The sequence below is a fragment of the Streptomyces sp. AC558_RSS880 genome, from assembly GCF_019049255.1.
Lineage (GTDB): Bacteria > Actinomycetota > Actinomycetes > Streptomycetales > Streptomycetaceae > Streptomyces.
Map to the genome: position 1 here is coordinate 1 of NZ_JAGMUJ010000021.1, position 19,705 is coordinate 19,705.

General features: G+C 73.2%; 11 protein-coding genes. 2 read left to right on the forward strand and 9 right to left on the reverse strand.

The window, feature by feature from the left end:
• Together KUM38_RS08150 and KUM38_RS08155 are read right to left on the reverse strand one after the other, a co-directional pair.
• Nucleotides 1–974 (reverse strand): maltotransferase domain-containing protein (locus KUM38_RS08150; RefSeq protein WP_217128613.1); only part of this gene is annotated, 974 nt, incomplete at its 3' end.
• A 263-nt stretch (nt 975–1,237) separates the two neighbouring features.
• Entirely contained in the window at nt 1,238–2,440 is a 1,203-nt protein-coding gene (locus KUM38_RS08155) for a S8 family peptidase (RefSeq protein ID WP_217128614.1), read from the reverse strand.
• Nucleotides 2,441–2,701: 261 nt separating this feature from the next.
• Between KUM38_RS08155 and KUM38_RS08160 the strand changes: the two genes are divergently transcribed.
• A complete protein-coding gene (locus KUM38_RS08160; RefSeq protein ID WP_217128615.1) occupies nt 2,702–5,320 on the forward strand; it encodes a glycosyltransferase family 1 protein in 2,619 nt (872 codons plus the stop codon).
• A 269-nt stretch (nt 5,321–5,589) separates the two neighbouring features.
• Here the strand turns inward: KUM38_RS08160 and KUM38_RS08165 are convergent, their stop codons facing one another.
• The 7 genes from KUM38_RS08165 to glgX all read right to left on the reverse strand — a co-directional run bounded on the left by KUM38_RS08165 (nt 5,590) and on the right by glgX (nt 18,194).
• The gene (locus KUM38_RS08165; protein WP_217128616.1) at nt 5,590–6,111 is read right to left on the reverse strand and encodes a DUF1990 family protein; all 522 of its coding nucleotides are present in this window, start codon (nt 6,109–6,111) and stop codon (nt 5,590–5,592) included.
• A gap of 72 nt (nt 6,112–6,183) precedes the next feature.
• Nucleotides 6,184–8,229: a M4 family metallopeptidase gene (locus tag KUM38_RS08170; protein WP_217128617.1), complete on the reverse strand. Its 2,046-nt coding sequence runs from the start codon at nt 8,227–8,229 to the stop codon at nt 6,184–6,186.
• A gap of 246 nt (nt 8,230–8,475) precedes the next feature.
• On the reverse strand, nt 8,476–10,239 hold the full coding sequence (locus tag KUM38_RS08175) for an ABC transporter ATP-binding protein (RefSeq protein ID WP_217128618.1): 1,764 nt from the start codon (nt 10,237–10,239) through the stop codon (nt 8,476–8,478).
• Nucleotides 10,236–11,957 (reverse strand): ABC transporter ATP-binding protein, encoded by a 1,722-nt coding sequence (locus tag KUM38_RS08180; protein ID WP_217128619.1) that lies wholly within the window; start codon nt 11,955–11,957, stop codon nt 10,236–10,238. The genes KUM38_RS08175 and KUM38_RS08180 overlap by 4 nt, the downstream gene beginning before the upstream one ends.
• A 29-nt stretch (nt 11,958–11,986) precedes the next feature.
• A complete protein-coding gene (locus tag KUM38_RS08185; RefSeq protein WP_217128620.1) occupies nt 11,987–13,837 on the reverse strand; it encodes an ABC transporter ATP-binding protein in 1,851 nt (616 codons plus the stop codon).
• Nucleotides 13,834–15,792 carry an ABC transporter ATP-binding protein gene (locus tag KUM38_RS08190; protein WP_217128621.1) on the reverse strand — a complete coding sequence of 653 codons (1,959 nt, stop codon included), beginning with the start codon at nt 15,790–15,792 and terminating at the stop codon, nt 13,834–13,836. The genes KUM38_RS08185 and KUM38_RS08190 overlap by 4 nt, the downstream gene beginning before the upstream one ends.
• 149 nt (nt 15,793–15,941) lie before the next feature.
• Nucleotides 15,942–18,194 (reverse strand): glycogen debranching protein GlgX, encoded by a 2,253-nt coding sequence (gene glgX / locus KUM38_RS08195; RefSeq protein ID WP_217128622.1) that lies wholly within the window; start codon nt 18,192–18,194, stop codon nt 15,942–15,944.
• A gap of 187 nt (nt 18,195–18,381) precedes the next feature.
• Here glgX and KUM38_RS08200 point away from each other — a divergent pair, with 187 nt between their 5' ends.
• Nucleotides 18,382–19,617, forward strand: a complete 1,236-nt coding sequence (locus KUM38_RS08200) for an Ig-like domain-containing protein (protein WP_217128623.1) — start codon at nt 18,382–18,384, stop codon at nt 19,615–19,617.
• Nucleotides 19,618–19,705: the final 88 nt, after the last annotated feature.

Genomic DNA, 19,705 nt, shown 5'->3' on the forward strand with positions numbered 1-19,705 from the left:
GGGGAGCCGATCGCCCAGGGCACGCCGACGTCGTCGGGGCCGGCGTTCAGCGTGTTGTTGGGGCCCTTGCGGTGGGTGGTGCCGATCGGGTGGATCGGCGGGAGGTAGACGACGTCGAAGCCCATCGCGGCGATCGCCGGGAGGCGGCGGGCGGCGGTGTCGAAGGTGCCGTGCGGCCGGGCGGGGGTGCCCTCGGAGCGGGGGAAGAACTCGTACCAGGAGCCGTACAGGGCCCGTTCGCGTTCCACCAGCAGCGGCAGCGGGTCGCTGCTGGTGACCAGCTCCCGCAGCGGGTGCCGGGCCAGCACCGCGTCCACCTCCGGCGTCAACGCCGCCGCCAGCCGGGACGCCGCCGGACGGCTCTCGTCGCGCAGGGCGTCCACGGCGGCGAGGAGGACGCTCCTGGACCCGGAGTCGGGCACTCCGGCCGCCGCCCGCTCGTGCAGCCGGGCGCCCTCCTCCAGGACGACCTCGGTGTCCATGCCCGCCGGGATCTTGATCTGCGCGTGGTGCCGCCAGGTGGTGACCGGATCGCCCCACGCCTCCACGGTGTACGTCCACAGCCCCGGCTCCCCGGCGGTGACGGTCGCCCCCCACCTGTCCGTGCCGGGCGCGAGCTCCCGCATCGGCGTGAACGGCCCCGGACGTCCCTCCGGGTCCTTCAGCACCACATCGGCGGCGACCGCGTCGTGCCCCTCCCGGAACACGGTCGCCGAGATCTCGAACGTCTCACCGGTCACGGCCTTCGCGGGCCGCCGCCCCTGTTGGACCATCGGCCGGACGTCGAGGACGGGAATGCGCCCCACGGCGGTCGCGGGGCCCGTGGACGGGCGCGCGGGAGCCGGCGTCACGGAGGAGGACGCCGACGGGGGACCGGTCTCGACCGGGCGGACCGGAGGGGATCCGGCGCCGCGCTTCGCGGGTGTGCGGGAGCCTGGGGTCGGGGGGGATGACGAGTGGTGCTTGGCGGGCATGACCGCTCCTGTCCGCGTCAACGTGGGTGGGCGGATGACTGTGGGGAGGTGGGTCCTGCGTGGTGCTGCTGAGGGGGTACCCGCAGGAGCCTTCCCACACTGTTCGGGTGGGCAATCCGGCACTTTGTTAACTACTCACGCGTATGTCGACACACAAGACCGGCCCCGTCCGCGCGGGACGGAGCCGGTCCGTGGTGGGCCCGCTCCCACGGCCGCCGGTGCCGTCCCGGCGGCCGGTGTCCGGCGGTCCCGCGCGGATGCCGCTACGCGCGCGGAACCTGGAGCAGCCGGTTCGGCGAACCGAGCCCGCGCCCGGCCACCTTCCCGCTCGCCGCGCCCTTGACCAGCGCGTTCGCCACCTGGGCCGGGGTCGCCCGCCGGTGCTCGGCGAGATACAGCGCCGCCGCGCCCGCCACGTGCGGGGACGCCATCGACGTACCCGAGTGGGCGGCCCGCGCGGTATCGCTCGCGGCGGAGGCCGAGGTGATGGAGACCCCCGGAGCGAACAGGTCGAGGGTGGAACCGAAGTTGGAAAAGGCCGGTTTCTTGTCCTGCCGGTCGGTCGCGCCGACCGTGACGGCCTGTTTCACGCCCGCCGGTGAGTACAGCGCGGCCGGCCCGCCCTCGTTGCCCGCGGCGACCGTGTACGTGACACCGGAGGCGATGGAGGTGCGGACGGCGGCGTCCAGCTGTGCGTTGCGGAAGCCGCCGAGGCTGAGGTTGGCGACCGCGGGCTTCCTCGCGTTCCGGGTGACCCAGTCGATGCCGGCGATCACCTGGGCGGTGGTGCCCGAGCCGGCGTCGTCCAGGACGCGCACGGAGACGATCCGCGCCTTCTTGGCGACCCCGTACGAGGTGCCCGCGACGATCCCGGCGACGTGTGTGCCGTGTCCGTTGCCGTCCTGCGCGGTCCGGTCGTCCTGGACGAAGTCCCAGCCGTGACGGGCCCGTCCGGCGAAGTCCCGGTGCGTGGTCCGTACGCCGGTGTCGATCACGTAGACCGTCACCCCGGCGCCCGCCGGCTCCGGCCAGGCGTAGCGCCTGTCCAGCGGGAGACCGCGCCGGTCGATCCGGTCCAGGCCCCAGGACGGAGGATTCCTCTGCGTGTGGTCCAGGGCGACGCGCGTGTCCTGGACGACCGAGGCGACCCGCGGGTCGGCGGCCAGGCGCCCGGCCTGTCTCGCGTCGGCCCGTACGGCGTACCCGTTGAGCACCGTGCCGTAGGTGTGGCTGATTCTCGCCCCGTACCCCTCGGCGAGGTCCCTGCCCGCCGCCGAGCGGGCCGCCGTCCCCTCCTCCAGCGTCACCAGGTAACTGCCGGTCACGGAGCCGGGTGCCCCGGCGCCGAGTATCCGTCCCTGTGGTGCGGCGTGCGCGGGCAGGGTGGCGGCCGAGACCGCCGCGGTGCACAGCACCGCCGTCATGACCCCCGCCCGACGCGGACGCCGCCTTCGCGTCCGTGACATGGTCCGAGTTCCCCTCCTCCACTCGGCGCGTCCGGCGCGGGCCGGTGCGCCAAAGGGGAAGCGTCTCGTGTGGGGTGAAGCGCGACAAGGACGCCTATGGGGGCGGAATCGGCCATATCCGCCATGAGGTGAATCGTTTGGTTGGGGGTACGGAGGTACCCGTGTCCCCCGGCTTCCCGCGCGGTTCGTGTCCGCGCCGGTACTGTCGGCAGCGATGCCCGGACGCACACCGCGTCTCTCACGAACCCGCCGAGGTGGCTTGTGAAGGCGATCCGTCGATTCACCGTCCGACCCGTGCTCCCCGAACCCCTGCGCCCCCTCAGTGACCTGGCCCGCAATCTGCGCTGGTCCTGGCACGCCGGGACCCGTGACCTGTTCCGCTCCGTCGACCCCGGGCGCTGGGCCGCCGCCGGCCGCGACCCCGTACGGCTGCTCGGCAGCGTGGCGGCCGGGCGGCTCACCGAGCTGGCCGGCGACCGTGACTTCCTGGACCGCCTCGACGCGGTCGCCGGCGATCTGGACGCCTACATGACCGGTGACCGCTGGTACCAGGCGCAGACCGACCGGCTGCCCGCCGCCGTCGCCTACTTCTCCCCGGAGTTCGGCATCACGGCCGCCCTGCCGCAGTACTCCGGCGGACTCGGCATCCTCGCCGGCGACCATCTCAAGGCCGCCAGCGACCTCGGCGTCCCCCTCATCGGCGTCGGCCTGCTCTACCGGCACGGCTACTTCCGCCAGTCCCTGTCCCGGGACGGCTGGCAGCAGGAGCACTATCCCGTCCTCGACCCCCACGAGCTGCCCCTGGACCAGCTCGAGGAGCCCGACGGCACCCCCGCCCAGGTCACCCTCGCCCTGCCCGGCGACCGCTCCCTGCGCGCCCGGATCTGGCTGGCCCAGGTCGGCAGGGTCCCGCTGCTCCTGCTCGACTCCGACGTCGAGGAGAACGACCTCGGCGAACGCGGGGTGACCGACCGGCTCTACGGCGGCGGCAGCGAGCACCGGCTGCTGCAGGAGATGCTGCTCGGCATAGGAGGGGTCCGCGCGGTGCGTACGTACTGCGGGCTCACCGGGCACGCCGCGCCCGAGGTGTTCCACACCAACGAGGGCCACGCGGGCTTCCTCGGCCTGGAGCGCATCGCCGAACTGCGCGCCGAGGGGCTGGACTTCGACGCGGCCCTCGAGGCGGTCCGGGCGGGGACCGTGTTCACCACCCACACGCCCGTCCCGGCCGGCATCGACCGCTTCGACCGCGAACTGGTCGCCCGGCACTTCGGTCCGCACGCCGAACTGCCGAACATGGAGGTCGACCGCATCCTCCGGCTCGGCACGGAGAGCTACCCCGGCGGTGAGCCCGGCCTGTTCAACATGGCCGTGATGGGCCTGCGCCTGGCCCAGCGCGCCAACGGCGTCTCCCTGCTGCACGGCAACGTCAGCCGCGAGATGTTCGCCGGACTCTGGCCGGGCTTCGACCCCGAGGAGGTGCCCATCACCTCCGTCACCAACGGCGTGCACGCGCCCACCTGGGTCGCCCCCGAGGTGTTCCGGCTCGGCGCCCGGCAGATCGGCGCCCAGCGCGCCGAGGAGGCGCTGAGCGTCGGCGACTCCGACCGCTGGGACTCCGTCGCGGACATCGCCGACCAGGACATCTGGGAGCTGCGCCGGTCCCTGCGGGAGCAGCTGGTCCTTGAGGTGCGCGAGCGGCTGCGCGCCTCCTGGCGGCAGCGCGGCGCCGGCACGGCCGAGCTGGGCTGGATCGACGGGGTGCTCGACCCCGACGTGCTGACCATCGGCTTCGCCCGGCGCGTCCCGTCGTACAAGCGGCTCACGCTGATGCTGCGCGACCGGGACCGGCTGACGGACCTGCTGCTGCACCCCGAGCGGCCCGTGCAGATCGTGGTCGCCGGCAAGGCGCACCCGGCGGACGACGGCGGCAAGCGGCTCATCCAGGAGCTGGTCCGCTTCGCCGACGACCCGCGCGTACGGCACCGGATCGTGTTCCTGCCCGACTACGGCATGGCGATGGCGCAGAAGCTCTACCCCGGCTGCGACATCTGGCTGAACAACCCGCTCAGGCCGCTGGAGGCGTGCGGCACCAGCGGGATGAAGGCGGCGCTCAACGGCTGCCTCAACCTGTCCGTGCTCGACGGCTGGTGGAACGAGTGGTTCCAGCCCGACTTCGGCTGGGCGATCCCGACGGCCGACGGGGTGGGCACCGACCCGGACCGGCGCGACGACATAGAGGCCGCGGCGCTGTACGACCTGCTGGAGCAGCGGATCACGCCGTGCTTCTACGAGCGGGGGCGCGGCGGGCTGCCGGACCGGTGGATCGAGATGGTGCGCCGGACGCTGAGCCTGCTCGGCCCGAAGGTGCTGGCCGGGCGGATGGTCCGGGAGTACGTGGAGCGGCTGTACGCACCCGCCGCGCACGCGCACCGTGCGATGGACCCGGACTCCGCGCGGGCGCTCGCCGGGTGGAAGGCGAGGGTGCGGGCGGCCTGGCACGGGGTGACCGTCGACCACGTCGAGACATCGGTGACCGCGGCCACCGCGGAACTCGGCACCACGCTCGCGCTGCGGGTGCGGGTGGGGCTGGGCGGTCTGAAACCGGAGGACGTCGAGGTGCAGGCGGTCTCCGGGCGGGTGGACGAGGAGGACCGCATCACCGATGCGGCGGCGGTGCCGCTGAAGCCGGTGGGCGCGCCCGATCCGGAGGGGCGCTGGGTGTACGAGGGGCCGCTGGCCCTGGACCGGACGGGGCCCTTCGGGTACACGGTGCGGATCCTGCCCGGGCACCGGCTGCTGGCGTCAGGGGCGGAGCTGGGGTTGGTGGCGGTGCCGTCGGAGGACGTGGCGGAGGGGGCGGGGCTGCTGATGCGGTGAGGTGCTGTCAGCCCGTCTGGGGGTGCCCCCTCTGGGGGAGTTTGAGGACGAGGCCCGTTCAGGGCCGATGGGGGTCTGGGGGCGCAGCCCCCAGGGACGGGAAGGGGAGGCGGGGGCGACCGACCGGGGTGCTGCCCGCTGGGGGTGCCTCCCCCAGAGGGGGTACCCCCAGCGCCCACCCGTGCCGCCCCAGCGGCATGACTGCCCGCAGGCTGTGGGGGTCGGCAGGCTGCGGGGGTTACGACTGCCCGCAGGCTGGGGGCGTGTAGTCAGTCCTGTTCGATGCCCCGCGTGGCCAGGCGGCGGAGGACCTTGCCGCAGCGGCGGGCGTAGGCGTGCTGGAGGCCGCGGGTGGCCGGGCCGCCCGCGCGGGAGTACCAGCGGGCCGGCCTGCTGAACGCCTCCACGGTCAGCCACACCGTCCCGTCACCGGTGCGGTCCACGACGAACGACTCCTCGCCGCACTCGGGGTGCCCGGCCAGGGTGCCGTACGCCCAGCCGGCCCTGCGGTGCTCCTCCACCGTCCACACCACCCGGCAGGGCGCCTTCACGACCCCGGCGAGGGTGATGGTGACGTCGACGTCCGGGGCCGCGCGGTCGGCGGCGGTCTCGACACCGACCCCCAGCTCCCGGTGCAGCTCCCAGGTGAGCAGCGCCTGAGCGGCCTGCCGGAAGACCGCCTCGCCCTCGCCGAGGCGGGTGCGGACGCGCATCGGGTGGAAGCCGGGAGGGCAGAAACCGGGTTCCCGGGTCCCGCCGACGTGGTCGTAGGTGAAGTCCGCCGAAGACATGGGACCCAAGAGTAGGGCGGCGCCCACGCCTTGGGGAAAGGCGGGGCGCCGCTCACGCACTGCGTGTCCGGTTTACGGGAAGGTGAGCTTCCACCCGTTGATGTAACCGGTGTCGTACCGCGCCACGTCCTGCACCCGCAGCTTCCAGGTGCCGTTGGCGGTCTCGGAGGAGGCGTTGACCGTGTAGGTCTCGTTGATGTTGTCCGCCGAGCCGCCGGTGCGGTTCCTCAGGCGGTACGCCGTGCCGTCCGGGGCCAGCAGGTCGACGACCAGGTCACCGCTGTAGGTGTGCACGATGTCCACCGAGACCTGGAGGTTGGAGGGCGCGTTGCCCGTCCGCCCGGAGACGGTGAGGGAGGACGTCACCGCGGAGCCGGCGTCCGGGACCGACACGTCGGTGGTGCTCTCGAAGGAGGTACCGCCACCGCCGCCGTCGCCGGAGCGCGAGCCGACGTTGATGGCCGCCCAGGCGTCCTGCACCGCCTTGTACTCGGCGCTGTCCGTGCCGTACAGCTCACCGGTCGCCGCCAGGGTGCCGGTGCGGGCGCCCGCGTAGTTGGTGGTGGAGGTGAACTTGGTGGTCAGCGCGCGGAACCAGATCTTCTCCGCCTTGGCGCGGCCGATGCCGGTGACCGGGAGGCCGTCGGAGGTGGGCGAGTCGTAGGTGACACCGTTGATGGTCTTGGTGCCGCTGCCCTCGCTCAGCAGGTAGAAGAAGTGGTTGGCGGGGCCGGACGAGTAGTGGACGTCGATCGAGCCGATGCCGGAGTACCAGCTGTCCTTGGACGCGCCGTCCTTGCTCGGCTTGTCCATGTAGCGCAGCGGGGTGCCGTCGCCGTTGATGTCGATCTCCTCGCCGATGAGGTAGTCACCGACGTCGGAGGAGTTGTTGGCGTAGAACTCGACGGTCGAGCCGAAGATGTCGCTGGTCGCCTCGTTGAGGCCGCCGGACTCGCCGCTGTAGTTGAGGCCCGCGGTGTTCGAGGTCAGACCGTGGGTCATCTCGTGCGCGGCGACGTCGATCGAGGTGAGCGGGTTGGCGTTGCCGGAGCCGTCGCCGTAGGTCATGCAGAAGCAGCTGTCGGACCAGAAGGCGTTGACGTAGTTGTTGCCGTAGTGGACCCGCGAGTAGGCGGCCACGCCGTCGCCGCGGATGCCGCTGCGGCCGTGCACGTTCTTGTAGTAGTCCCAGGTCAGCGCGGCCCCGTAGTGGGCGTCGGCGGCGGCCGACTCCAGGTTGGACGGGCTGCCGTCGCCCCAGACGTCGTCGGAGCCGGAGAACAGCGTGCCGGTGCCGGAGGTGCCCCGGTTCAGGTTGTAGGTCTTGTGCCCGCCGCGCGCCCCGTCGGTGAGGTTGTACGACGACCCGGACTGGGTGGTGCCCAGGGTGACGGTGCCGCTGTAGACGGTGTGGCCGGTTCCGTTCTGGACGGCCTCCCACTCGTACAGCTTCTCGCCCGTGGTGGCGTCGGTGACGACGTGCAGTTCCTGCGGGGTGCCGTCGTGCTGGAGCCCGCCGACGACCGTCTCGTACGCCACGACCGGCTCGCCCCCGGCGGCCCAGATCACCTTGCGCGGGGCGCGGTCGACGTCGGCGCCCTTCGCCTCCTCCGCCTTCGCGGCGGACAGGGCCTGCTGCTCGGCCTTCGCGGCCGGAAGCTTCGCGGTGGTGGTGGCGGGCTTCACGGCGGCGCGGGTGGCCTTGACGACGGCGTCGGCCTCGCCGGCCGTGTCGCCCTGGACCACGAGGTCGCCGCCGAGGACGGGCAGGCCGTCGTAGGTGCGCTCGTAGCGGACGTGCACGGTGCCGTCGCGGTCCTTGAGGACGTCACGGACGACGAGCTTCTCCTTCTCGCCCAGACCGAGGGCCTCGGCGGTCTCCGCCTTGGTGGCGTTCGCCTCGCGGATCAGCGCGGCGCGCTGGGCGGGGGTGAGCCGGACCGACTCCGAACCCGGCTTCGCCTTGCTCGCGGCCGCCGGCGTCTGCTCGGGGGCGGCGGTGGCGCTGCCGGACTGCACGGCCGTGGCGATCAGCGCGGCCACCCCGGCGAGGGCGACGGCGGCGGCGCGGCGGTGCGTGGTGTGGGGGGTGCGTCTGTGGGACGACCTGCTTCTCAACGCGGACTCCTTCTGCGTGGCCGCGGATCGCGCGGCCTGGGGAGGACCGGACGGCGGGTGGGCCGGCCGGGCAGAACGGAAGTGCTCTGAGCCGTGGCCGCCGGACAGCGGTGGGTGTCGCGGTGGGGTTGCTGTGGAGCGGCCGTGGGAAGAGTGGCAGGGAATCGCGGTTCTTGTCAGGAGCGCGTCATAACTTTGGCCGGAAACCGTTCGTTGTCCGGGTGTTAACGTTCGATATCCGAACCGTTACGGGAGGGGTGCGGGCCGGTCCCCGTGCCAGGAGCGCCACAGCGCCGCGTACGCGCCGTCGGCCGCCACCAGGGCGTCGTGCGTGCCGAGTTCGGTCAGCCGGCCGTCCTCCATGACGGCCACGCGGTCGGCGTCGTGCGCGGTGTGCAGCCGGTGCGCGACGGCGATGACCGTACGGCCCCGGAGGACGGCCGCCAGCGCGCGCTCGGTGTGCCGGGCGGTCGTCGGGTCGAGCAGGGCGGTGGCCTCGTCGAGGATCAGCGTGTGCGGATCGGCCAGCACCACCCGCGCCAGCGCGAGCTGCTGGGCCTGCGGACCGTCGGTGGCGTGGCCCCCCTCGCCCAGCTCGGCGTCCAGCCCTCCCGGCAGCTCCCGCACCCACGCCTCGGCGCCGACCACGGCCAGCGCCGCCCACAACTCCTCGTCCCCGGCGGACGGTTCGGCGATGCGCAGATTGTCGCGGACCGATCCCAGGAACACGTGGTGCTCCTGGGTGACCAGCACGACCTGCCGGCGCAGCCGCTCCGGGTCCAGACCGGACACCGGCACCCCGCCCACGGTCACGCTCCCCGAGGTCGGCGCGTCCACGCCCGCGAGGAGCCGGCTCAGCGTGGTCTTGCCCGCCCCGGACGGCCCCACCACCGCCAGCCGCTCGCCCGGCGTCACCGTCAGATCGACCCCGCGCAGCACCTCGACGCCCCCGTCGTAGGCGTAGCGCACCCCGGTCACGTCGATGCGGTCGTCGGCCGGATCCGGACCGTCGCCCCGCCGGGCCGCGCGCGGTGCCCGGGCCAGCCCCTCCACCCGGGCGAACGACGCCCCGCTGCTCTGCAACTGCTCGACCCGCATCAGCACCTCGTCCAGCGGCCCGCTCAACTGCAGCAGGTACAGGGACGCGCTCACCACCGCCCCGAGGCTCACCGCGCCCCGCTCGTGCAGCACCCCGCCGACCAGCAGTACCCCGGCCACCGGCACGGCGTACGACACCTCGATCACCGGGAAGAACACCGTGCGCAGGAAGAGGGTGTGGAACCGGGTGCGGCGGGAGGTCTCCAGCGCCTCCCGGCTCGCCCGGATCCGCCGCTCCTGAAGCCGGAACGCCTCCACCGTGCGGGCCCCCGCCGCCGTCGCCGCGACGATCTCCGCCACGTCCGAGTTCGCCGCACCCTCGGCGAGGTAGGCGTCCCGGGCCCGGCGCAGATACCAGCGCACCGCGAGCCAGATCGGCGTGAGACACAGCAGCCCGAGGGCGCCGAGCAGCGGATCCACCACGACGACCGCCACCATCACGAACAGCGACTGCACCCCGTTGACCAGCAGCGAGGGCCCGGCGTCGCGCAGCGTCGTACCGACGGCGGTCACATCGGCCGTCCCCCGGGCCGTCAGATCACCGGCGCCCGCCCGCTCCACCACCGACGACGGCAGCGCCAGTGCCCGGTCCACGAACCGTTCCCGCACCCGGGCCAGGGCCCGCTCCCCGAAGCGGTGCCCCACGTACCGGGCCCAGCGGGACAGCAGCAACTGCGTGACCGCGCACAGCAGGATCACCGGTGCCAGCCGGTCCACCACCGCCACCCCGCCCCCGTCGCGCACCTCGTCGACGATCCGCCCCAGCAGCCAGGGCCCGGCCAGCCCCGCCACGGCCGCCAGCGCGTTCAGGGCCAGTACGCCGGCGAACGCCCGCCCGTCCGCCCGCACCAGTTCCACCGACGCCCGGCGCACATCGGCGGGCCCGGCGAGGGGGAGTCGTTCCCCGCTCAACGCACGACCTCCTCGGCGGCGCTTTCGTCGGCGTCCCTGGCCACCAGCTCCCGGTACCCGGGCTCGGTGTCGAGCAGCTCACGATGGCCGCCGCTCGCCACCACCTTCCCGTCGGCCAGGAAGAGCACCCGGTCGACCCGGTCCAGCACCAGCGGCGAGGTGGTGGCCAGCAGCGTCGTACGTCCCTTCCGGGCCGCGCGCAGCCGGTCCGCGACCGTGGCCTCGGTGTGCGCGTCGAGCGCCGAGGTGGGCTCCACCGCCAGCAGCACCTCCGGGTCGGCCAGCAGCGCCCGCGCCAGCCGGACGCGTTGCCGCTGACCGCCGGAGAGGCTGCGGCCCTGCGCGGACACGACCGAGTCCAGTCCCTCGGGCAGCCCCTGCACGATGTCGTCGGCGGCGGCCGCGCGCAGCGCCCGCAGCACCTCCTCGTCGGACGGGTCCCCGCGCCCGGCCACCACCTCCCGCAGCGGACCGGCGAACAGATCGGCCTCCGGGTCGGCGACCAGGATCCGCTCCCGCACCCGCCCGAGCGCGACCTCGTCCAGCCGGACCCCGCCCCAGGTGACCGCCGACGGCGCGTACCGCCCGAGGCGGTCCACCACGGCGAGCGCGTCGGCGGGACGCGCGGCGACGAGCGCGGTCAGCCGGCCCGGCGGCACCCGCACCCCCGACTCCGGGTCCTCCAGCACGGACGGCTCGGCCGGCGGGTCGACGGTGGCGGCGTCGGTCGGCGGTTCGAGGCGCAGCAGCGCCGTCACCCGCCGGGCGGCCACCACACCCCGGCTCAGCTGGTAACCGCACTCGATGAGGAACATCACCGGCCACACCAGGACGGCGACATAGCCGTACACCGACACCAGCTCGCCCACGCTGATGTGCCCCTGCGCGGCCTGCCGCGCCGCGATCCAGGTCACCCCCGCGAGGAACAGCGTCGGCAGCCCCGCGGCCAGCGCCTGCATCCAGCTGGTCACCGCCCCGACCCGGTAACCCTGTTCCCGCAGCCGTCCCGAGTCCCGGCGGAACGCGTCGGCGACCAGGTGCTTCCCGCCCAGCCCGCTCAGCACCCGAAGCCCGCCCGCCAGATCCCCGATCCGCGCGGTCAGCACGCCCTGCCGCTCCCGGTACTCCGTCTCCGTGCCCTGCAGCCACCCCGCCAGCGGCCCCACGGCGAGGCCGATCACCGGCACCCCCAGCAGCACCACCACCGCCAGCAGTGGCGACACCGACAGCAGCAGCCCGGCCACCACCAGGTACGCCACGACCGCACCGATCCCCGGCCCGACCGCCGTCAGGGCCATGGCGATCGTCTGCACATCGCCCACCCCGATGGTGACGACCTCCCCGGCCCCGGTCCGCCGCTCCAGCGAGGCCCCCAGCCGCACCGTCTGCCCCACGACCACCTTCACCGTGCGGAAGTTGGCGTCCATCCGCACCCGCGTCATCGTGCGGTGCCGCATGACGCTCAGCCAGGAGTTGAACCCGTTCACGACGAACAGGGCACCGGTCCACAGCGCCAGCGCCCCCATGTCCCCCGTCCCCAGCCCGTCGTCCACGGCCCGCGACATCGCGTACGGCGTCACCGCCAGCAACACCATCCACACACTGCCGAACACCGCCCCCGCCGCACACCGCCCCGGCTGCCGCAGCACCAGCCACCACAGGTAGCGGGCCCCGCCCCGGCGGTCGGGCGTGCCGGGGTCCTCGTACGCGTCGATCACCGCTCGTTCCCCCCTGTGCGCCGTCGCGTCTACGCCAGACTGTCCCGCCAGGCCCGGTGCAGATCGGCGAACCTGCCCGTCCCGGCGATCAGTTCGGCCGGACCGCCGTCCTCCACGATCCGGCCGTGCTCCATGACCAGCACCCGGTCCGCGATCTCCACCGTCGACAGGCGGTGCGCGATCACCACCGCCGTACGGCCCTTCAGCACCGTCGCCATCGCCCGCTGCACCGCCCGCTCACCGGGGATGTCCAGCGAGCTGGTCGCCTCGTCGAGGATCAGCACCGCCGGGTCCGCCAGCAGCGCCCGCGCGAAGGCGACCAACTGGCGCTGACCGGCCGAGATGCGGCCGCCCCGCTTGCGTACGTCGGTGTCGTAGCCGTCGGGCAGGGCGGCGATGAAGTCGTGCGCGCCGATCTCCTTCGCCGCCTGCTCGATCTCCTGACGGGTGGCGTCCGGCCGGCCGATCGAGATGTTCTCGGCGACCGTCCCGGAGAACAGGAACGCCTCCTGCGTCACCATCACCACCTCGCGCCGCAGATCACGTCCCGTGAGGTCGCGCAGGTCCACCCCGTCGAGCAGCACCCGGCCGTCGGTGGGGTCGTAGAAGCGGGCGAGCAGCTTCGCCAGCGTCGACTTGCCCGCGCCGGTCGAGCCGACGACCGCGACGGTCTGCCCGGCCGGGAGGGTGAGGCCGAAGCGGGGGAGCACCTCGCCGCCGGTGCGGTAGGCGAAACGGACGTCGTCGAAGACGACCTCGCGGCCGGGGAGCCCGGGGCGCCGCTCCGGGAGCTCCCGGGGGGACGTCGGCTCGGGCACGGACGGGGTCTGGGCCAGCAGGCCGGCGATCTTCTCCAGCGAGGCCGCCGCCGACTGGTAGGAGTTCAGGAACATGCCGAGCCGGTCGATCGGGTCGTACAGCCGCCGCAGGTACAGCACCGCCGCCGCCAGCACACCCAGCTCCAGCGCCCCGTCCGCGACCCGGTGGGCGCCCCACAGCACGATCAGCGCGACGGTGGTGTTGGCGGTGATCCGGGAGCCGACGACATAGCGGGCCATCTCAAGGAGCGCGTCGCCGTTGGTCCGTTCGTGCCGCCGGTTCAGCACCGCGAAGTCGGCGTCGTTGGCGGCCTCCCGGCGGAAGGCGCGCACCGGCCGGATGCCGTTCATCGTCTCGACGAACTTCACGATCACCGCCGCGATGGCCGTCGACCGCTTCCGGTACACCCGCCCCGCCCGCCGCCGGTACGACCGCACGAGCAGGTACAGCGGCACGAAGGACGCCACCGCGACGGCCCCGAGCCCGAGGTCCAGCCAGAGCAGCAGCACCGAGATGTAGACGGCCGACAGGATGACCATCACCAGTTCCTGCAGGCCCTCCTCCAGCAGCTCCCGCAGCGACTCGACGTCGGTGGTGGAGCGGGAGATGAGGCGGCCCGAGGTGTACCGCTCGTGGAAGTCGACGCTGAGGGCCTGCGCGTGCCGGAAGATACGGCCGCGCAGATCGAGCAGCACGTCCTGGCTGACCCGGGCGGAGGCGGTGACGAACCCGTACTGCAGCGCGCCGGCCGCTGCCGCGCACAGCAGGTAACCCACCGCCACCGCGATCAGCGGCCCGTTGTCGTCGCCGCGGAACGCGGGCACGGCCCGGTCGATGGCGTACGCCACCAGCAGCGGGCCGGCCTGCACGGCGGCCTGCTGGAGCAGCAGCAACAGCGCGGTGACGGCGACCCTGCCCCGCATGGGCGACAGCAGGGAACGCAGCAGTACGCCGGTGGCGCCCGGGGGAGTGGGCAGCTGGTCCTGGTCGAAGGGGTCGTCGGACGTCGGTGTCCGGTCGTCGTCCTCGTCCCGGGCGGGTGCGGTGGTGGTCGCCGTCATCGCTCGTCGTCCTCCTGGTTCCCCGCGGGGGCGCCGGACATGAGGTGCGCGTACTCGGGGTTGTCGTGCAGCAGTTCGTGGTGGGTGCCGACCGCGGTGATCCGGCCGCCGGAGAGCAGGGCGACACGGTCGGCGAGCAGGACCGTGGAGGGGCGGTGGGCCACGATGAGGGCGGTGGTGTCCGCGAGCACCCGGCGCAGGGCCGCCTCGACGGCGGCCTCGGTGTGCACGTCGAGGGCGGAGAGCGGGTCGTCGAGGACCAGGAAGTCGGGCCGTCCGACGACGGCCCTGGCCAGCGCGAGCCGCTGCCGCTGACCGCCGGAGAGGCTGAGTCCCTGCTCGCCGACCTGGGTGTCCACGCCCTGCGGCAGCGCGTGCGCGAAGTCGGCCTGCGCGACGGCGAGGGCGCGGTGGAGATCGTCCTCCCCGGCTCCGCCACCCATCAGCACGTTCTCGCCGACGCTGGCCGAGAACAGGGTCGGCTCCTCGAAGGCGACGGCGACGCGGGAGCGCAGCTCCTCGCGGGACATCTCGGTGATGTCCGTCCCGTCGAGGGTGATGCGGCCCTCGGTGACTTCGTGGAGGCGCGGGACGAGGGCGGTGAGGGTGGTTTTCCCGCTGCCGGTGGCGCCGACGAGGGCGAGGGACTCGCCGGGGCGGATGTGGAGGTCGATGCGGTCGAGCACGGGTGCCGTGTCAGAGGGCGCGTCCGGGTAGCGGAAGCTGACGCCGTGGAAAATCAGGCCGTCCCCGCCATCCCGCGGGCAGTCGTGCCGCTTGGGCGGCACGGGTGGGCGCGGACGGCGCCCCGTAAGCGCCGGGCTGCGCGACTCCCCCGGGGGCTGACTACGCCGCTCGGCGTTGCGAGGTGCCGCTGCGCCCACCCTCCCCCACTCTCGGCTTCGTTCGAGCGGGGGGACCCCCATCGCCCCAGCGGCACGACTGCCCGCAGTTGCGGAGGATTCCGGCTCCGCGTCCATGACCTCGAAGTACCGTTCCGTGGCCGTCGCGGCCTCCTGGCTCATCGCCAGCAGGAAGCCGATCGAGTCCACCGGCCACCGCAGCGCCAGCGCGGTCGACAGGAACGCCACCAGCGTCCCCGCGGACAGCGACCCGTCCGCCACCCGCACGGCCCCCAGCACCAGCGCCGCCCCGATCGCCAGCTCGGGAAGTGTCACGATGACGCCCAGGATCGTCGCCAGCAGCCGCGCCTTGCGCAGCTCCGTCCCCCGCAGCTCCCCCGACAGCTCCCGGAACGCCCGCGCCTGACTGCGGTGCCGCCCGAACCCCTTGATGATCCGGATGCCGAGCACACTCTCCTCGACCACCGTCGTCAGATCACCCACCTGGTCCTGCGCCAGCCGCGCCGCCCCGGAGTACCGCTTCTCGAACACCACGCACGTGACCAGCACCGGCACGGCCGGCACCAGGATGACCAGCCCCAGCGTCCAGTCCTGGATCAGCATGATGATCACGCCGACGAGAATCGTCACCCCGTTGACCAGCAGGAACGTCAGCGGGAAGGCCAGGAACATCCGCAGCAGCATCAGATCCGTCGTGGCCCGCGACAGCAACTGCCCCGACGGCCACCGGTCGTGGAACGCGACCGGCAGCCGCTGCAGATGCCGGTACAGACCCGCCCGCATCTCCGCCTCGACGTGCGACAGCGGACGCGCCACCAGCCACCGCCGGAACCCGAACAGCAGCGCCTCCGCCAGCCCGAGCAGCAGCAGGTACAGCGCGCCCAGCCACACCCCCGCCGGATCCCGGTCGGCGATCGGCCCGTCCACCATCCACTTCAGGACGAGCGGGATGACCAGCCCGATGCAGGAGGCGACGATCGCGATGAACGCGGCGCTGAACAGCCGCGCCCGCACGGGACGCACATACGGCCACAGCCGCAGCAGCGTGCGCACGACGGAGCGGGATTCCGGGGGAGAAGGTGTAGTGGGCATCAGCAGCGAGCCTACGGATCGCCGCTGACACTGCCCACCGAGTTTCGACCGGACCACCCTCCGCCGCTGGTCCTACGACCTGCGGCTACGGGAAAGCCGTACGCGCGCGTCAGCCGATCGGCCGATACCCGTTCGTGTGCCACGGGCGGTCAGGTCCGCACCCGCAGCAGCAGCACCGTCCGGCCCGGCACCGTGACCGTCGTTCCCGCCCGGTGCTCCACGCCGGGCGCCTCCGCCTGCGCCTCCCGTCCGGTGTCCACGACCACCTCGTACCGCTGGGCCCACGGCGGCCCCGGCAGCTCGAACTCGACCGGTCCCTCCCCCGCGTGCAGGACGGCCAGGAAGCTGTCGTCGAGGATCTGGTCCCCGTGCTCGTCGCGCCCCGGGATGTCCCGCCCGGAGAGGTACATGCCGAGCGTGGCGGCCGGCGCGTACCAGTCGTCCTCGGTCATCTCCGTGCCGCGCGGGGTGAACCAGGCCAGGTCGCGCAGCCCGTCCGCGGAGTGCGCGCGGCCGGAGAAGAAGGCCCGGCGGCGCAGCACCGGGTGCCGGTGGCGCAGGGCGATCAGCCGGGAGGTCAGCTCGAACAGCGGTCGCCAGTCCGGGTCGTCCAGCAGGCTCCAGTCCACCCAGCCGGTCTCGTTGTCCTGGCAGTAGGCGTTGTTGTTGCCGCGCTGGGTGCGGCCCATCTCGTCGCCGGCGACCAGCATCGGCACGCCCGTCGACAGCAGCAGCGTGGTCAGCAGGTTCCGCAGCTGCCGCCGCCGCAGGGCCCGTACGTCCTCGTCCCGCGTCTCTCCCTCCGCGCCGCAGTTCCAGGACCGGTTGTCGTCCGTGCCGTCCCGGTTGCCCTCGCCGTTGGCCTCGTTGTGCTTGCGGTCGTACGACACCAGGTCCCGGAGGGTGAACCCGTCGTGCGCGGTGACGAAGTTGACCGAGGCGTACGGCCGCCGCCCGCCCCAGGCGTACAGGTCGCTGGACCCGGACAGCCGGTAGCCCATCTCCCGCACGTCCGGCAGCGCGTGCCGCCAGAAGTCCCGTACCGCGTCGCGGTAGCGGTCGTTCCACTCCGTCCACAGCGGCGGGAACGCCCCCACCTGGTAGCCCCCGGAGCCCACGTCCCACGGCTCGGCGATCAGCTTCACCCGGTGCAGCACCGGATCCTGCGCGATCACCGCGAGGAACGGCGACAGCATGTCGACGTCGTGCATCGAGCGGGCCAGCGCCGCCGCCAGGTCGAACCGGAAGCCGTCGACGCCCATCTCGGTCACCCAGTAGCGCAGGGAGTCCGTGATCAGGCGCAGGACGTGCGGCTGGACGACGTGGAGCGTGTTGCCGCAGCCGGTGTAGTCGGCGTACCTGCGGGCGTCGGGCTGGAGGCGGTAGTAGCCGCGGTTGTCGACGCCCTTCAGGGAGAGCGTGGGGCCCAGTTCGCCCGCCTCGGCGGTGTGGTTGTAGACCACGTCGAGGATCACCTCGATGCCGGCCGCGTGCAGCGCGCGCACCATCCGCTTGAACTCGCCGACCTGCTGCCCCCTCGTCCCGGAGGCCGCGTACCCGGCGTGCGGGGCGAAGTAGCCGATGGAGTTGTAGCCCCAGTAGTTGCGCAGCCCCCGCCGCAACAGGTGGTCCTCGTGCGCGAACTGGTGCACCGGCAGCAGCTCCACCGCCGTCACGCCGAGGCGCACCAGGTGCTCGACCGCCGCCGGGTGCGCGAGACCGGCGTAGGTGCCGCGCAGCTCCTCGGGAATGCCGGGATGCAGCTGTGTGAAGCCCCTGACGTGCAGCTCGTAGATCACCGAGTCCGCCCACGGCGTCTTCGGCCGGTGGTCGTCCGCCCAGTCGTCGTCGTCGTGGACGACGACGCCCTTGGGGACGTACGGCGCGGAGTCCCGGTCGTCGCGCACGGTGTCCGCGACATGCTGCTCCGGCCAGTCACGGACGTGCCCGTACACCTCCGGCGGCAACGAGAAGTCCCCGTCCACGGCACGCGCGTACGGGTCGAGGAGCAGCTTCGCCGGATTCCAGCGGGCGCCCGTCCACGGGTCCCAGCGGCCGTGCACCCGGTAGCCGTACCGCTGACCGGGCAGCACACCCGGCACGAAACCGTGCCAGATCCCGTGCGTCAGCTCGGTGAGCCGGGCCCTGCTCTCCCTGCCCCGCTCGTCGAACAGGCACAGCTCGACCCCCTCCGCCCCGCCCGCCCACAACGCGAAATTGGTTCCCGCCACCCCGTCCGGGCCGACCCGGAACCGGGCACCCAGCGGCGTCGGCCGACCCGGCCGCACGGGCACCGTGGGCACGGGCGGCGCCGGCCGCGCGCCGTTCACGACGGCGGCCGGGCGCCCGTTCCCGGTGGCCCGCCCTGAGGCCACCGCCTCCTGCTCGGCTGCGCTGGACACCTGTCAGCCTCCCGCGGCTCGTGGGGACGACGGCGGACAGGGGAGCGGGGCACTTGTCATCGGCTCCGGCCGCGGCTCCCCGGCGCGTCGTCCTCCCACTGTTCTGCCCAGAGGGTGCCTCGCACTCACGTTTCCCCGGGGGCGGCATGGTCGTTTCCCGGAGGCGAGGCCCGTCGTTGGGCACCGCGTGAGGTACGTACAAGGGCGCGCACGGCGCGCGAGGGCCGTGCTGGCCGCCGTAGTGACATGGGCAGGACTGCTGACCGGAACCGCCGGCTGCACCGCGGACGGCACCGTCGGCGGGGCGTTCGGGCCCCCGGCCGCCGAGGACGTCATCCGCGTGTCGCCCGACGACGGCAGCAAGGGCGTACGCCCCGGCTCGGCGCTGCGGGTGCGGGTGCCGGACGGGCGGCTGGAGTCGGTGAAGGTCGTCGTGGAGCGGGACGCGCGGGAGTCGCGGGTCCCCGGGCGGATCTCCGGGGACGGGCTGACCTGGAAGCCCGACGACGAACGGCTGGCGCTGGCCGCGAAGTACACCGTCGACGCGGTGGCCGTGGACGGCGACGGCCGCCGCTCCGCCCGGCACACCACCTTCACCACCCACGTCCCGGAGGAACGCTTCATCGGCTACGTCGCCCCGGAGGACCGCTCCACCGTCGGCACCGGCATGATCGTCTCCCTGGAGTTCAACCGGAAGATCACCCGCCGCGCGGCCGTCGAACGCGCCGTCCGCGTCACCGCCCGCCCGGCCGTCGAGATCCGCCCGCACTGGTTCGGCGGCTCCCGCCTCGACTTCCGACCCGAGCACTACTGGAAGCCCGGCACCCGGGTCACCGTCTCCCTGAACCTGCGTGACGTCGAGGGAGCGCCGGGCGTCTACGGTCTCCAGCACCGCACCTTCACCTTCACCGTCGGCCGCAGCCAGGTGTCGGTGGTCGACGCCTCCGCGCACACCATGCGCGTGCGACGGGACGGGGAGCTGCTGGCCACCGTGCCGATCACGGCGGGCACGCGGAAGACGCCCACGTACAACGGCAGGATGGTGATCACCGAGATGCTCGAGGTCACCCGCATGAACGGCGCGACGGTCGGCTTCACCGACGACGACGGCAAGGGCGAGTACGACATCCCCGACGTCCCGCACGCCATCCGCCTGACCAGCTCCGGCACCTTCCTGCACGGCAACTACTGGGCCGACACCGACGTCTTCGGCGACTCCAACGTCAGCCACGGCTGCATCGGTCTGCGCGACGTGAAGGGCGGCGGGGCGGACACCCCGGCGGGCTGGTTCTTCGACCGCAGCCTCATCGGCGACGTCGTCGAGGTCGTCAACAGCAAGGACAAGGAGGTCGCCCCGGACAACGGCCTCGGCGGCTGGAACATGGACTGGAGGAACTGGAAGGCGGGCAGCGCGGTGAAGTGACTCCTTCGGCGGGCCGTTGAACTTGGAACGGAACGGTGACAAACCCGCCGCCTCGAACCCCTCTGGCCTGTGGTTACTATGCCCGAGC

Coding starts and splice junctions, on each gene's coding strand:
- KUM38_RS08155 (WP_217128614.1), bottom strand. CDS start 2,440: ATGTCACGGACGCGAAGGCGGCGTCCGCGTCGGGCGGGGGTCATGACG.
- KUM38_RS08165 (WP_217128616.1), bottom strand. CDS start 6,111: ATGTCTTCGGCGGACTTCACCTACGACCACGTCGGCGGGACCCGGGAA.
- KUM38_RS08185 (WP_217128620.1), bottom strand. CDS start 13,837: ATGACGGCGACCACCACCGCACCCGCCCGGGACGAGGACGACGACCGG.
- KUM38_RS08190 (WP_217128621.1), bottom strand. CDS start 15,792: ATGCCCACTACACCTTCTCCCCCGGAATCCCGCTCCGTCGTGCGCACG.